The following is a 15,322-nucleotide window of genomic DNA, read 5'->3' as shown; positions in this document are numbered from 1 at the left end:
TTCCCCCGTTTCTATCGCTTGGACGCGACGGTCAACTGGCCCTCGTTCACGTCCACCTGGTCGCCGCGCAGGGTGATCTCCGCGCCCAGTCCGTTGGAGATGACGATGGCTTCCTTGGTGATGCGGATGTACGCCCCGCCCTGGGCCTGGAGCAGGATCCCCTGGTCGGTGCCGGGCGGATCGCTCATCACGATCTTGTGCGCCTCGGGTGTCTGGACCACGACGGGCTTGGCCTGGGACGCCGGCTGGACGAGCCGGCGGGCGTCGGGCGGCAGCTCGGCCTGTTCCCCGTACCAGCACCCCGTCCACACCGGGAAGCTGGGGTCGCCCTGTTCGAACTCGACCCACACACCGGCCCCGGGCGACGGCACCACGAACTGCCCGGCCTGCGGCCCCGTGAACGGCAGACAGGGCAGCGCCCAGGTCGACGGCTCGTCACCCAGGACGTCCGGGACCTCGACGGTGATGCGGCCGATGTGCAGTGGATCGTTGTTGTCCACGACTCGGCCGCGGAACTTGCCGAGGTAGCGATTGCCGGGTGCCGCCATGTGAACTGCTCCTGGTCGTGATGATCGGTTCGGGTGGATCAAGGCCTGACGTGGGCGCTGATCAGGCCAGAGGTGGACACTCAGGGCCTGACGTAGGCGCTGCGGGCTTCGAGTCCCTCCCGGGAGAGCGTGAAGTTCTGCCGGAAGGAGCCCGGGCGCAGGGTGTGCGTGACGGACTTGACGTAGTAGTCGCCGTCGTAGGCACGGCCCGAGCCGCGCACGCCGACCAGTTGGCGGGGCTGGAGGATGTAGCCGTGCCGGTTCACGTCGAGCGAGCCGGAACCGGAGATGACGTCGGCGGACACGGCGGCCCGGGCGAGCAGTTCGGCCTCGGCCTGCTCCCGCTGCTGCTTGGCGGTGCCGGAGAGCGTCCTGCGTTTCAGGGCGGGGGTGGGCCGTTTGCCGAGGGGCGGCCGCAGCGGGCTGATCGGCGGTTGCGGCAGCAGGGTCGACTGCCGGGTCCCCGGGTCCTGCCAGCGGGCCTGCGGCTCCTCCCGCGCCGTCCCGTCGTAGGCGAAGGTCAGCTGGTCAACGGTGGAGTTGGCGTCCATGTTGACGTTGAGGGCGTGCTGGCGGATGCCCAGGCGGACCTCGGGCCCCCAGCGTGCGCTGGACTGTCCGGGGTTCGGGCCGGGCTCCAGGTAGAAGGTGTAGCCGTTCGCCCGGGCGAGCTCGTTGATGTACTGGAGGTCGGTGCCCGTCTGGTAGTGGACGCGCAGGTCCTGGTGCGGGGGCTGGGTGACCTTCTCGGTGTACACGTCGGGCCGGATGCCGTAGTCGGAGTAGCGGCGCAGGAGGGTCAGGACGCGCTGCGACGGCGGCATGTTGGGGTACCGGTCCGTGCGCTCCTCCAGGTCCATGACGAGGGCCAGGTCCTCGCCGGTGACGGTGAGGGTGGAGTGGCCCGGCTGGTTGCTGGCCCCGACCTCCTGGCGCACGATCAGCCCGTCGAACAGCACCTCGGGGGTGCCGCGGACGGTGACGGTCACGACGAGACGCGTCTTCGGATCGAAAAAGCCTTCGGGCAGCAGGGTGCGGTTGATGAGGCCGTTCTTGGTGAGGTCGAAGGCGAGCTGGAAACCGCTGCGTTCCCCCGCGGTGGCGGTGATCTGGGCGGACAGCAGGGCCTCGGTCACCTCGGCGGGGACGGGACGCACCAGCTGCGGTCCCATGTGCAGCGTGATGTGAACAGGGCCGCGGCCCACGGGCAGTTCAGCCACGCCTGTCTCCCCGCTGGAAGTGCCCGGCGAGCGGGATGCCGACCTCGGTGCCCGGCTCGGCGGTCAGCTCACGCGGGTCCAGTACGGGGTTGGCGTCGGCGATCTGCCACCACTGGCCGGGGTCGCCGAAGTAGCGCTGGGCGAGCAGGTCGGGGCGCTCGCCGGTACGGACGGTGTGGACCTGCGTGTCGTCGCTCTCCTCGAGGGGCGGGAGCAACCGCCGCTTGGTGTAACGCACTTCGGTCCCGTCGGGCTGCCGGTGCACCCCGATATCGGCGTCGTGATAACGGCTGGTACGCGGGTAAGGGTGTGCCCCTGGTATCGCGTCGAGCGCGTTCTCGTACGGTTCGATGCCGGCCATGTCCGGTGCTCAGCCCCTTCCCACCGTGATGTCACCGGGCCTGAGCCCCAGCGATCCGAGCCCCGCGGTGCGTGCCGCGCCGGCGAGGCGTTCCTTCTGCGCGAGGTGCGCGTAGTACAGCTCGGCGCCAGGGTGGCCGAGCGGCAGATCACTGACGGTCAGCACCTTGAAGCCGATGCTCAGGGAGGCCCTGATGGGGTTGAGGTTGACGTCGAAAGCGGACTCGTTGATGGACAACTCGGTCAGCCGCACGGGCATGACGCGCTTGCTGCCCCAGGTGAACAGGGTCAGCGGCATCTCGATCGGGCTGATCTCGATGGTCCCCTTCTTCGACAGCCGGCTCGCTTCCCTGAGCTGCGCGGAGGTCGGCTGCACGAGCATTTCGAGCACGGCGAGCTGGGGGTGGATACCGTCGGGCGCGGCGATCTCGAACTGGTCGGTGGCGTCGATCTCGGCGGTGAACTTCCAGGTCTCCTGAGCGGGGCCCTTGAGCCGCAGGGCCTCGTTCCGGTCCCCGCCACTGCCTCCTCCGCCGGAGTCACCGCTGCCGCCTGCGGACTGGGGCGAGAGGCTGCGTTCCAGGGTGTCGGGGTTGAACTGGAGGACGATGATGCGTTGGGGCGTGCCGCGTTCGGGGTCCACGAGGACTATGCCGGAGCGGATGGGTTTGGGGATGTCGGCGTAGCGGGTCATCGACGGGCCTCCAGGCGGTCCAGCAGCGGCGTGTAATCCGGGCCGGGGAAGAGGTCGGGAAACGCGTTCAGGCCGTCGCGCAGCCCGTCCGCCAGGTGCTCCAGGGCAGGGTCCCTGAAGGAGACGTCGGCGAAGAGGTACTGCCAGCCGTACAGGCCCTTGGTCAGGAGCAAGGTCTCCACGTACTCGGTGAACGTCAGGTCGAGCCTGACGTAGCCGGGGGGATAGGGGTCGGCACCTGTGCCCACGAGATCCGAGAACCAGACCTCCAGGGGCGAGGTGCCGGGGTCCATGCGCAGGAACGTCATGAAGCCTCGACTCGACTCGTAGGCGTTGTCGAAGTAACGCATCTGGGAAACAAAATCTCGCTGGAATCCGGTGCTCAACATGTCGACGGAAGGCATCGGCCCTTGGCTCACTATTTCCATGGGCGAAGGAATCCGGAACTCTCCCGAAAATTCAGGCAATGGCCGCACGGATTCCCAGTGGGCGGCAATCTCGAACCTGAGTGATTCGTTGAGCATCTCAGGATCGAGGCGGAGGTCGCTCCACCCGTCCTCGAACATGTCGAGCGGTTCGGTGTCGACGAAGCCCGGGCCCACGTCGCCGCACCGCTCATCGAGCAGCGTGATGGACTCGGCGCCCCGCAGGTCGGCGAGCGAGGCCATGTGCCGCTCTTCGAGTTGATTGAGTGATCGCACCGATCGAGGCCTTTCAGGATTCCGACGTCAGCTGAGTGTGAAGATGCGGTTGAAGTTTTTCTTCATGCGGTTCAGGTACTTACGGTCCAGCGGCTTCCCGGTCTGCCGGGTGATGTACTCCCCGATCCTCTCCTGCATGTCCTCCACGCTGGCGAACGGCCGCAACTTGAACACCACGAGAACGAGATCGTCATTGGTCCCGGCGAACGCCGCCCTCAGATTGGTGGTGTCCCTGTCGGTGTTGACATCGACCAGCGGCCGCTTCGTGGTGGGCGGCTCCGGGAACTGGTTGAGAACAGGGGAGACGACTTCGCTCTCCGCCTTCCACTCGGAGCGGTTCTGCCCCGTTCCATGCCCCTTGTGCTCGTAGGTGGCCCACCTCGCCTGCAGCGTCCGGGGGAAACCGGGAGGGTAAACGCCGTCCTCGTACTGTTCGGCAGCTCCCTGGAAGAGGGACAGGTCGATCTGGTAGTAGCCAGGCTTTTTACCGTCGGAAATCTGCCCGAAGGCCTTGGCGGCTTTCTCCTCGAAGGAGGAGTAGAAGTTCCTGTTGATGTGGTTGTAGGCCGGTACGAAGTTGGAGCCGGCGGCCGGTCCGCCGAGCTCCCTCGGCAGTAGGTGCATCGCGTCCCACTGGAAGAACCCTCGCGGCTCCCGGAGGTCCTCACCGTCATCGTCCTTGGCCAGCAGGTGCCGGAATCCGATGATGCCGAGACGCGCGTCCTTCCCGGGCGGATACTGGCCGCCACGCGACCACTTCTTGTTGATGAAATCGTGTTTGAAACCTGTCGGCATCGCACCGTCTTTGAAATTTCCACGGTCGTCGGGCTCTGGGAACTCAAGCGGCTTGTCCCTGTCGACGCCGTCTTCTGTCACGCCATCAGCGGCCTCCATTTCAGGGTTCAGTACAGCCCGGACGCTGAAGTTCTCTCCGCCCGCTTTGAAGAGGCGGGTCAGGCGATACCAGGCGCGGAACTGCTCGAGAAGCGCGGCGTGATCGTCGGAGGCGATTCCCTCCCTGAGCTTGCCTTCGATGCGCGGCCGGATACGGGCGACGATCTTGCGCAGCCGGTCCTCCTTGGACTCCTTCGAGTCCTCCTGGCGCTTCCGGTCGTCCTTCTTCTGCTGCCTCTCCTGCTTGAGCCTGTCCGGGTCCTTGCCCCTCGGCCTGCCGTCGTTGTCCTTGTCGCGCTCGGGCTTCCGGCCGTCGCCGTCCCCGGGCTTGTTCGGCCTGCGGCGAGGAGCGTCTTGGTCGGCGGGCTTGTCCGGCTTTGGCTTGGCCGGGTCCTGGTCCTTGCGTGGCCTGTCGGTGTCCTGGTCCTTGGGCCTCTTGGGGTCCTGGTCCTTGTCCCGCCGGGGGGCCTGGCCGTCGTCGTTCGGCTTGGTCGTGTCCCTGTCGTCCCTCGGCCTGCCCGGGGTGTCGTCCTTCGGCTTCGGCTTCGTGTCCGGCTCGGGCTTGGGCTTCGGCCTGGGTTCCGGCTTCGGCTTCGGCGCCGGCGTCGGGCGCGTGTCCGGCTTGGTGTCGGGGTCCTTGTCCGTCTTCCGACGGGCCGGCGCGTCGGGGGCCGTGGGCTTCCTCGTGTCGACGGGCTTGTCCGGCCCGGGCTTGCCCGGAGTCGGAGTCGTGGCCTGGTCCTTGGCCGGTGTCTTCGTCGTCGGCTTGTTCGGGTCCGCCTTAGGCTCCGGCTTCGCGTTCGGCCTCGTGCCGGGGCCCGTGGCCCTACCCGGCTTCGGCAGGGTGTCGGTGGAAGCGGGCCGGGCCGGCTTCGTGTCGGCCGGCTTGGGGTCGTCGCCCCGGGCGGGCTGCGGCCTGTCGCCGCCCTTGTCCGGCTTGCCGAGCTTCGCCGCCACGCCCTTCAGGCGGCGGCCGACCTTCGCGACGTACTTGCCGATGCCGCTCAGGAGCGCCTCGTAGGCCAGTTCGAGGAGCGCGACGATGCCCGCCGCGACGGCCTTGGCGAAGAGGACGCCCGCGCCGCCCTGGCGGACCGCCTTCAGCCAGTCGAGGACCGCGCCGATGGCCCGCAGGATCTCTCCGAGGGCCCCGATGGCCGTGCGGATCGCGTCGATGACCGCCATGACCCAGCCGGCGCCGGGGATCAGCTTGGCGATGACCTTGGTGATGACGATCTCGCCGATGATGAAGGGGAGCTGCGGGACGATGGCGTCCCACGTCTCCTTCACGATCTTCTCCAGGGTGTAGCCGCCCTTGATCAGCTTGTCGAGAATGGCCCTGGGGACGCCGATGATCTCTTCGATCTTGGACTGGAACCACGACTTGACCGCCGCCTGGACTTCGCGGAACAGGTGGTTCTTCGCACCGTCCACGGCGGAGTTCTTGGCGCCGCTCAGCCAGCCGCCCGGGTCGGAGAGGAAGTCGACGGCGATCATCATGAACTCGCCGAGCCCGGCCAGGAGTTTCGAGGCGTAGTCGAGCACCGTCTTGACCGCGTCCACGACCGCCTTGATGACGTCCATGAGCATCTTCTTGAGGATGTTCAGGATGTCGCTCAGCAGTTTCGCGATGGCGTCCAGCAGATCGGAGACGATCTGCTTCAGCTGCGCCGCGAGCTTCGTGACGAACGCGATCGCCGCCGCGATGAGGTCGGTGATGAACTTCCTGATGCGGTTGGCCAGTTCGATGACGGCCCGGACCATCGCCTTGGCGAACTCGATCAGATCGTTGATCAGGTTCTTGACCGTGTCGACGATGAACCTGCGGGCCTCGTTGATCCAGCGTTCGGCGTTCTCCTTGAAGTTCTTGATGAAGCCGACGACCGCGTCACGCGCCGCCCGGATGATCCGGACGATCGCGTTCTTGATCTCGATGACCTTCTCTTTGAGCCATTCGAAGGCCTTGGTGACCCAGTTGCCCGACTCCTTGGCGGCCGTGTCGGTCTTGTTCTTCGCGTCCGACTCCGCTGTGGTGGCCTTCTCCTGGATCTTTGTGTCGCTGTCCTTCTTCTCCTGCTCTACGTCGTCGTCGGTCTTCTTCTCCCGCTCCCTGACGTCCTTGCGTACCTTCTCGTGCTTCTCGGTCTTCTTCGTACCGAGCTTCTTGAGCTCCTCGTCCTGCTCGGTGCGCCAGCCGGCACGCTGCGACGTGACCTCGTCGAGGGCCTTCCCTCGCTCGCCCGCCTGGGCGTCGGTGTTCTTGCCGACCTCGCTGTCGACCTTCTGCTTGTGCTTGTGCTGCGAGTCGCGGAAGTCCCGGTCCTTGGCCTGGCGGCCCTCGGACATGCCCTTCTGGCCCTGAGTGAACGCCCGTTGGAACTCCGGCCCGCGGTCGTGCTCCGCCACCTCGGACGCCGCCTCGGCCGGCACGGCGCCGGTCCCCGCGCCCTCAGCCCCGGGCACACCGCCGTTGCCGCCGCCCTGCTGTCCCGGGACCTTCCCCTTCAACTGCTCCTTGGGAGCGTTGGGATAGACCTGGTTCTCCCCCATCGGGCGGGCGGCGTCGTCCTTGCCCGTCGCGACGGTCTCCTGGCCCTTGCTGTCGACCGCGGCGCCCTGCTCGCCGGCCGTCTGCTCGGCGGCACCCTGCATCTCCACGCCCGGCGCGTTGCCGGCCTGGGCCTGCTTCAGGGCTTCGTCCTTGGTCGGCAGCCCGGCGAACTTGGCGGCCAGCTCCTGCGGATCCACCACCGGTTCGTCGGCGCCGAAGAGGCTCGTGACCCCGTTGACGATCTTGGCGCCGACGAAGCCCAGCGCCATCTTGAAGGTGTCCCAGCCGCCGGGCTCCTCGGCCTTCTCCGCCTCGATCTGGCCCTCGGGCTTCTTCTCGCCCTTGACCTCGGCCTTCTCGTCCTTCGGTGCCTCGGACTTCTGCGCCGGATCCTGCGAGTACTGCGCCGGTGCGTCGGCCTTCGGCTTGCCCTCCAGGGTCTGCGGCGCGCCCGCCGGGCGCTGCATCGACGGCGGGGCGGCGGCGAGCTGCTGGTGCTCGTCGCCGACCGTGCGGTCCACCGCTCCGCCGACGCCGCCCATCGCCTGAAGTGCCTTGTGGGGCTTGAGCTTGGAGGCCGTGGACAGACCGGCCTCCGGGGAGACCTGGGAGAGGTTCGGCGCCGGTGCCGAGTCCTTCTTCTTGCCCTTGCCGGACGCGGACCCCTTGCCGCCACCGCCACCGCCTCCGGCACCGGCAGTACCACCGCCGCCTCCTCCGCGCGGTGCCCTGGGCGCGGGCGCGGCCTTGGGCTCCGGTGCCTCCTTCGAGGCCTTCGGGGCGTTCCTGGGGGCTTCCCTGGGGGCTTCCTTCGGCGCCGGCGCCGAAGCAGGTGCGGCGGGCGCGGGGGTCTCCGCTGTCTTCGTCGGCGACGCGGCCGCTGCCGCCGAGTCCTCGCTCCTCGCCGGCCCCGCGTCGGGCGCCCCGCTCTGCGTCCCGCCGGCCGCCTCGTTGCTCGCGCCGCCCGGGGTGTCCGCGTTGGACCCGCCTGTGACATGCGTGTCCCGTGCGGGGGACGGGGACTTGACGTCCGCCGACGGCTCCTCGCCACTCGCCGAGCCGGTGGCACCCTCCTGCGCCTGGCCGGGGGTGGCGCTGCCCTTGGACGCCGTGTCCGGCTGCTTCGGCTCGCCCTTGCCCGCGGTCTCGGGCGCCGCTGCCGTACCGCCCGCCGCCTTCTGGGACTGCTTCTCCTGCGCGCCCTGGTCCTTGTCGCCCGCGGCCCGGGTGTTCTGCTCCTCCTTGGCGGCGGTCTCCTTCTCGGCGCCGCCGCCCTCGGAGTTGCCGGGGGCCTCCTGCACCGTCTTCTGTGCGGCGACGGGCCCCGCCTTCGGGTCGTCTCCGCTCTTCGGGTCCTTCGACGGTGTGCCGGGCCCGGGCCGGGACGCGGCGTCCCGCCCGGCCTCCAGGCCGCCGAGGAGGCTGTCCCCCGGGCCGCCCTCGGTCTCCACCGACGGGTCGGGTGCCGTGGGTGCAGCGGCGTCGGTCTCCTCTGGCTGGAGCTCGGCCGTCTCGTCTTCGGCGTCCTCCGCGTCGCGTTCGGCCTGCACCTTGTCGGCCCTGGTCACGGGGGGAGCGGGGAACGACGGGACGGACTGCCCGCCGGAGGAGGACGGGTCGAGCTGGTCCGCGGTCGGTACGCCGGACACGTCCGGGTCCTGCTCCGGCAGGAAGTCCTCGGGCTGGAGCTTGACGTCCCAGGCGCTCTTGTCGGCGCCGCCGACGTCCACCTCCGACTCGCTGCCCGAGCCGAACGGGTCGTCCTCGGCGGTCTCCTCGGGCCCTTCGAGATCCTGGTTGCGTACGCCGTCGAGCCTGCTCGTCCTGCCGGGCAGCTCGGTGTCCTTGCCCGCCGCCGCGGCCGGACCCGCGGGCTTCTCCTTGCCGCCCTTGTCCTCCTGCTTCGGCTTCTGACCCGCGGTGAGCTGCTCGGCCGCTCCTGGGCGGTTCCTGGCCGCGGACTCCTCCTTGCTCGCGGCCGCCGCGCCCTGCTGACTGGTCTCCTCCTTGCCCTCCGCACCCTGCTGGCCCTGGCCGCCCTTTTTGTCCCCGCCCCCGTCCTGCTTGCCCTCCTGGGCGCCGGCACCGGAACCCTCGGACTTCTGCTCCCGGGCCTGTTCAGCAGCCCCGGCGGAGGCGCCGGCCGGCTCGCTCGTGGCAGCGCCCGGGCCCTCGGCCTGCCCCGGCTGCTCCTGCGACGCGGCCGGCGCGCCCTCCTGGCCCCCGGCCGCTTCCGGCTTCCGGCCCCCGGCCCCCGCAGTCTCCTGCCGCCCTCGCGGCGCTCCCCCGCCCTGCGGCGTGCTCCCGCTCTCCGCTGTCCCGCCGTTCTGCGGGGTGCTGCCAGGGGCGTTCTCCGCCTCGGCACGGTCCTTCTCGGGTCCCGGCGCCAGGGCCGGCCGCTCTTCCCGGGCCTGCTCCTCCTCGGCGGAGCGCTGCTCGCTCTCCCGCTCCTGCCGCAGTTCCGCCGCGGCGTCGGGCTCGACGGCCGGGGCGTCGAGCGGCGGACGCTCGGCGTCACCGCCGAGTGCCGCGTCGGCCTCGATCTCCTCGACGAGGTCCAGCACCTTGTCCTGCTCCGAGCCGAGCAGCCTGTCCTCCAGGCGCTCCAGGACCCGGTCGAGCAACTCCTCGGGAAGCCGGACCAGTTGCTGCCGCGTGCGCTTCGAGAGGTCTTCCGGGTCGGCGCGCAGCGACCGTACGACCGAGTTCGCCAGGCGGTCCAGCATGGTCGCCGGGTCGATCTGCTCCAGTCGGTTCCGGTCCGCGTCCACGGTGGCGTACCGCAGCCAGCCCGGCGTGGCGTGCCCCGCCTCCAGCTCCGGGGCGCCCGGGGCGGACCGGCCGTTCCCCGCGGCCTCGGGGCGCGCGAGGTCCTGCGCGACGGACTCGGCCTCCTGCTCGATGGCCTGTTGCGGCAGGCTGACCGCGCCGAGTTCGCGCCCGGCCCGTAGCGCGCCCAGGCCGTGCGGGTTCTGCACGGTGTGCAACAGCTCGTGGGCGAGCAGGCGTTGGCCGTCCGTCGTGCCGGGGCGGTAGGCGCCCTCGCGGAAGAAGACGTCCTGGCCGACCGCGACGGCGTCCGCGCCGAGCAGCTCCGTCAGCTGCCCGGCCTCCGGCCCGGTGTGCAGTCGTACGCGGCTCAGGTCGTGCCCGAGCTGCTCCTCCAGGTCCCGCCGTACGCCCGCGTCCAGTGGCTGTCCGGCGCCGCTGACGATGTTCTTGGGCTCCGGGCTGCGGGCCTTGGCCGCCTTCTCCCGGCGCTTGCGGCGGCGCTGCTCGGCGGACTGTTCGGAACGGGAGTCCTGGGTCGGGGACGCGCTCATCGCGTCACCTCCCCGCGGCCGGAGAGCCCGGAGTGCACGGCACGCGCCAGTTCCTGGCCGAGCCGGCGCGAGGAGAGCCCGGCGGGCAGCGGCGGCAGCCCGGACAGCGTGTCCACGGTCAGGGCGCCGTCGGCCGCCAGCGGCACGCCGTGTTCGCGGACCAGCCGGTCGAGTTCACGCTCGAAGGCGGCGGAGACCCGGTCCGGGTCCACCCGGAAGCCGTCGAGGACGAGTTCGCCGATGTCCACCCGGATCGCGCTCGGCGCGTGGTTCCCCTCGGGGGTACGGCCCCTGCCCGTGTTCCGGCCGCTGCCGTCCCAGGTCACACCCATCCGCGAACCTCCGTCGGCGTCAAGGAGCGCTCCAGCTTCAGGTATTCGGTCCGGGCCGCCGCGGCCATGTGCCGCATCTGCAGGGCCTCGCCCTCCTCGGCGGCCAGGAACGCCCCGGACAGGGCGATGTTGCGGATCGAGCCGCCCGCCACGGTGAGCTGGGCGAGCAGCCGCGGGTCGAGGTCCTTGACCGGAGCCTGCGGCGGCAGCACGCGGCGCCAGATCTCGGCGCGCTCGTGCTCGGCCGGGAAGGGGAAGTCGACGACGAAGCGGATGCGCCGCAGGAAGGCGTTGTCCAGGGCCTTCTTCATGTTGGTGGTGAGGACGGCGAGCCCGCGGTAGGCCTCCATCCGCATGAGCAGATAGCTGACCTCCAGGTTGGCGTACCGGTCGTGGCTGTCCTTGACCTCGCTGCGCTTGCCGAACAGGGCGTCGGCCTCGTCGAACAGCAGCAGCGCACCGCCCGCCTCGGCGGCGTCGAAGACCCGGCGGAGGTTCTTCTCGGTCTCGCCGATGTACTTGCTGACGACCTGGGAGAGGTCGATGACGAACAGGTCGAGGCCGAGTTCCTTCGCCATCACCTCGGCGGCGAGCGTCTTGCCCGTGCCGGATCCGCCCGCGAACAGCGCGGTGACGCCGAGGCCGCGGCGCAGAGTCTGCGCGAACCCCCACTCCTGGTGGACGGTGGGGCGCTGCCGCACATGCGCGACGATCTCCCGCAGGACGTGCGTCTGCCGCTCGTGCAGCACCAGGTCGTCCCAGCCGGCCCGCGGTTCGATACGGCGGCCCAGCTCGTCCATGCCCATCCGCGCCTCGTCCAGGCCGGCCCGCCAGGCGAGCTGTACGGCGTCCAGCTCGTCCTCGTACGGCAGTTCGCGCCGTACGGTGGCGGCGGCGGAACGCACGACGTGCGGGGGCAGCTGGAACTGCGCGACGAGCGACCGCAGTTCGCCGTCGTCGAGGTCGGCCACGTCCCGGAAGGCGTCCGCCCACAGGTCGAACTGCTCGTCGTCGTCCAGGGGCGGCACGGACACGCGGGTTCCGTGCGGCCGGTCGCTGCGGCGCGGGTCGGCGCTCGACACGACGACGGGTACGGCGGCCCCGGCCAGGAACGCCTCGGTCGCCGCCCGCTGGTCCCGGTCCAGCTCGCCGGCCTCGACCAGCAGCGCGGCGGGCAGCAGGATCGCCTCGCGCTGCCACAGCCGGGCGAACCGGTCGCGCTCGGCGGGGTCAGTGGGGATGTCCTCGGCGCTCATCGTGTACAGGCCGAGTCCGGCTCGTGCGGCGCCGGCGGCGGCGATGTCGGCGCGGCTGCGCGGGTCACCGCCGACCAGCTCGACGAACAGCGGCGCGTCCGGCCGGGCGCCGTCCGCCCAGCCCGCCGCGACCCGGCTCGCGGCCACGTCGTACGACGGCGGCAGCCGGTCCGGTACGGGGGTGCGGCGCGCCTGGCCGTGCAGCCGGGTGTCCAGGTAGGGCGAGCCGAGCAGGAAGTGCAGGATGCGCTCGTCGAGCCGGAGCCGGGAGGTCGTCAGCCGGGTCTCGTCCTCCAGTTCGACGATCCGCCAGCGGCGCAGCGGCGACACCGGGGTGAGGGCGCTCCAGTGGGGTTCGGCCAGGGCGGCCAGGGCGAGGGAGAAGGTCGGGTGGGCCCGCTCGGGGTCGGCACTCGCGGCGGCGCAGCGGGCGGCGGTCGTGGGTTCGAGTTCCTGAGCGGCGGTGAGCACGACGAGGTCGCGCTCGAAGGGGGTGAGACCGAAGCAGGTGACGAGCGCGTCGAGGGCGGCGGTCCCGGGACCGGCGGCGGTGACCGGGGCGGCCCTTCGGCCGACGGTGCCATCGGCGACTGCAGCCACCGCGGTGTCCCCGGACGGGCCACCGCCGTCATCGGCCTGGGCGCCGGGAGCGGCCCCGGAAGCCGAAGCCGCCCCAGACCCCTGAGCCGACCCCGCGGCCGCAGCGGCCCCGGAGGCCGGAGCCGACCCCGAGACGGAAGCCGCCCCCGAGACGGAAGCCGATCCCGAGACGGAAGCCGCCCCAGCCGCCGAAGCCGCCCGAGACGCCCGAGACGCCCCACCGTCACCACCGCCGGCCCGCTCGGCATGGGCGTCGACGCGGGCCAGGACACGCCGGATCTCGGCGGTCAGCGTCGGTCCGTCGCCGTGTGCGGCGGCCGCCCGCGGCTCCCGCACCTCGTGCGAACCGTGCGCTCCCATGTCGTCTCCTGCCCCCGTCGCTGCCATGCGCCGCCTCAGCTCTCCGCGTCCTCGCCGCCGGACTTCGTGTTCCTCGTCCCCTCAGCAGGGGACTTGGCGGTCTTCTTCGCGGTCCTGCGGGCCCGCGCCGGGGCCTTGGCGGCGGCCTTCACCGGGGCCTTCGCGGGCGCCTTGGCGGGAGCGGCCTGCGCGAGGGGCTTGTCCGCCTCCCGCTCCGGCTCGGGCCCTGCGCCCCCGGGCTGCGCGGGCGGCCGCACTCCCGCCTCGGGAAGCTGCGGCGGCACGGGCGCGCCGGGCGCCCCGAACGGCAGCACCCGCACCTCGGGCCGCTCCACGGGCTTGCCCGGCACAGGGACCTCTCGGCCGTCGATGAACACCAGGGCGGCCTGGTAGACGACCGACAGCGTGTACGGCGTCTGGTGGAGCATCCCCCACAGCTTCGACGTCTCGTCGATGTCCATCACGGTGGGCGTGAACCGCACCCGCTGAACCGCCTCGGCCAGGTCGCTCCCGGACAAGTGGGCACGTTCGCCCGCCAGTTCGATGATGTCCTTCGGCAGGACGGGGATCTCGTGCAGCGTGCGTACGACCGACCCGATGAGCCGCTGCCCGACCAGTTCCGCCTCCTCGCCGTAGGCGCTGATGAGGTAGTGCAGGTCGAGCGGCGCCGCGGCCCGACGGACCAGCGTGCCGTCGGACGCACGGGTGGGCAGGTCGGTGTTGCGCTGTGAGGTGTTGGGCGTGACCTGGTACAGGAACACGGTGATGGTGGGCTCGGTCGGCGGGTCGGCCGGGGGCTTGCGCGGCTCGACCTTGACCGCGATGTCGATGTCCGGGGGCAGGTTGGTCTCGATGAGCAGGGCGAGGGCCTGGGTGACATGGGCGATGGCAAGTGCGTTACTCATGGCGTCGGTTCCTCGGTCCCTCTAGTCCTGCTCGTCCCGCCGGTCCCTCTGGTCCTGCTCGTCCCGCCGGTCGGTCTCCTCGTCCTCACTCACGCCCCCTGGCCAGGTAGTCCGCCAGGCTGACCGCGGCACGCGGGCGCTCCGCGTCCCGTGGCCGGGGCCTGCCGCCACCGCCCTGGGGCGCGCCACCGGCGGTGACCTCCAGCCGCCCGATCTGCACCTGCACGACCTGCTCGGCCTGGCGTCCGGGCCGCCGCGCCGCCGCCTGCCGGACGGCGTCCCGTGCGGCCGCCGTGTCCGCCGCGCTGGGGAGCAGCGCGGCGGACACGGCGGCGGGGGGAGCGGCGTCCGCACCAGGGGGGGTTGGCACGGACGCCGCGTTCGTGGCGGCCGCCCGCTCGGTGCGGCCCCGGCCCGCCGCGCGGCGCGCGGTGTCGGGGACCGGCCGCAGCGCGGGGCCCGTCGGGGTGACGGGACGCAGCAGCGGCCCCTCGGGCTCGGCCGGCCGGTCCGGGCGCGTCCCGGTCTCGACCGGCGCCGTGGCCTGCTCGGTCCGTACGACCGTCCGCTCCCGTTCCGTACGGACGACCTCGCGGGCCGCCGGGCGGGCCAGGTCCGGCCGGGCGACGGCGGCCGGTGCGGCGACGGGCCACAGCGGCTCGGTGCCGTCCGGGTCCGGCGCCTCGCCCCGTACCGCCTCGATCCGCTCGAACGGTCCGGCCAGCCGGGGCCGTACGCGCACCACGCCGGGGCGCCACGCGGCGGGCGCCGCGTGCCGGGCGAGCAGCCGGTCGAGGAAGTCGGGCTCCGGGCGCTCTTCTCCCCCAGTGGACTCAGACATCCGCACACAGCTCCAGGTAGTAGCGGCGCCGCAGCGGGCTGAGCGCCAGGATCTCCGGCTCGCTCCAGCCGTACGCGGTGGCGAGCAGATGGACGTCGAGCAGGAGGTCGCGGGCCCAGGCGTCCAGTTCGGTCCACAGGTAGGAGGCGATGTCCAGCTCGGCCCGCGTGCCCTCCCCGCACTCGGGGCAGGCGACGTTGAGCGTGACGTCGCCGCCCGGGTCCGCGGCCCGGGCCGCCTCGGCGATCCGGCGCTGTACGGCGACGGGCAGGGCGTCCGCGGACACGGGCTGCCCGTCGCGTACGGCGGTGACCACGCACCGGGCGAGCAGGGCCCGGCGCGGGTCGGCGTCCCGGGCCGCCGCCGTCAGGTCGGCGACGGCGGGCACCCGGAACTCGACCTCCCAGCCGTCCTCGGCGACCCGCACGAGCGGATCGCCCCGGTCGGCCAGGGTGCGGGCGAACTCCCCGGCGTCCAGCTCGAACTCCATGTCCGCGCCGCACGCCGCGCACTCCAGGCGCACCTGCATCCGTTCGCCGAACAGGGCCCGGCGCAGGGCGAACAGGTCCGCCTCGCGCTCACCCACCGGCAGCGACAGCAGGGCCTCCCGGTCGCCGCCCAGGTCCGGCCGGGCGGCCCCGTGCAGTAGCAGGGCGCGTCCGGCCGGGGCCCGGTCCAGCCCGGTCTCCCAGGTGGCCAGGAACTCGGCCGCCTGTGTGATGGCCATGCCTCCCCCC

At 71.7% G+C, this 15,322-nt stretch carries 11 protein-coding genes; all 11 read right to left on the bottom strand.

Annotation, left to right across the window (positions count from 1 at the left end; genetic code table 11):
• Positions 1-11 precede the first annotated feature (11 nt).
• Positions 12-548, bottom strand: a complete 537-nt coding sequence (locus ACH4G3_RS20275) for a phage baseplate assembly protein V (RefSeq protein ID WP_020276139.1) — start codon at positions 546-548, stop codon at positions 12-14.
• 80 nt (positions 549-628) lie between these two features.
• Positions 629-1,768, bottom strand: a complete 1,140-nt coding sequence (locus ACH4G3_RS20270) for a hypothetical protein (protein ID WP_397625791.1) — start codon at positions 1,766-1,768, stop codon at positions 629-631.
• Complete coding sequence (locus ACH4G3_RS20265) at positions 1,761-2,129, bottom strand: LysM peptidoglycan-binding domain-containing protein (protein ID WP_397625790.1); 369 nt, start codon at positions 2,127-2,129, stop codon at positions 1,761-1,763. Before ACH4G3_RS20265 ends, ACH4G3_RS20270 begins: the two co-directional genes overlap by 8 nt.
• Before the next feature lie 9 nt (positions 2,130-2,138).
• A complete protein-coding gene (locus ACH4G3_RS20260; RefSeq protein WP_397625789.1) occupies positions 2,139-2,822 on the bottom strand; it encodes a hypothetical protein in 684 nt (227 codons plus the stop codon).
• Positions 2,819-3,490 carry a hypothetical protein gene (locus ACH4G3_RS20255; RefSeq protein ID WP_397625788.1) on the bottom strand — a complete coding sequence of 224 codons (672 nt, stop codon included), beginning with the start codon at positions 3,488-3,490 and terminating at the stop codon, positions 2,819-2,821. The genes ACH4G3_RS20260 and ACH4G3_RS20255 overlap by 4 nt, the downstream gene beginning before the upstream one ends.
• A 60-nt stretch (positions 3,491-3,550) precedes the next feature.
• Entirely contained in the window at positions 3,551-10,291 is a 6,741-nt protein-coding gene (locus ACH4G3_RS20250; protein ID WP_397625787.1) for an eCIS core domain-containing protein, read from the bottom strand.
• A complete protein-coding gene (locus tag ACH4G3_RS20245) occupies positions 10,288-10,623 on the bottom strand; it encodes a hypothetical protein (RefSeq protein WP_397625786.1) in 336 nt (111 codons plus the stop codon). The genes ACH4G3_RS20250 and ACH4G3_RS20245 overlap by 4 nt, the downstream gene beginning before the upstream one ends.
• On the bottom strand, positions 10,614-12,839 hold the full coding sequence (locus tag ACH4G3_RS20240) for an AAA family ATPase (RefSeq protein ID WP_397625785.1): 2,226 nt from the start codon (positions 12,837-12,839) through the stop codon (positions 10,614-10,616). The genes ACH4G3_RS20245 and ACH4G3_RS20240 overlap by 10 nt, the downstream gene beginning before the upstream one ends.
• Positions 12,840-12,874: 35 nt before the next feature.
• Positions 12,875-13,744, bottom strand: a complete 870-nt coding sequence (locus tag ACH4G3_RS20235) for a Pvc16 family protein (RefSeq protein ID WP_397625784.1) — start codon at positions 13,742-13,744, stop codon at positions 12,875-12,877.
• An 85-nt stretch (positions 13,745-13,829) separates the two neighbouring features.
• Positions 13,830-14,585, bottom strand: a complete 756-nt coding sequence (locus ACH4G3_RS20230) for a hypothetical protein (RefSeq protein ID WP_397625783.1) — start codon at positions 14,583-14,585, stop codon at positions 13,830-13,832.
• Positions 14,578-15,312 (bottom strand): T4 family baseplate hub assembly chaperone, encoded by a 735-nt coding sequence (locus ACH4G3_RS20225; protein WP_354750262.1) that lies wholly within the window; start codon positions 15,310-15,312, stop codon positions 14,578-14,580. Before ACH4G3_RS20225 ends, ACH4G3_RS20230 begins: the two co-directional genes overlap by 8 nt.
• Positions 15,313-15,322: the final 10 nt, after the last annotated feature.

This window comes from Streptomyces afghaniensis (assembly GCF_044327915.1).
GTDB lineage: Bacteria > Actinomycetota > Actinomycetes > Streptomycetales > Streptomycetaceae > Streptomyces > Streptomyces afghaniensis.
The sequence above is the reverse complement of the archived record's forward strand: the minus strand, read 5'-3'. Positions and strand labels throughout refer to the sequence as shown.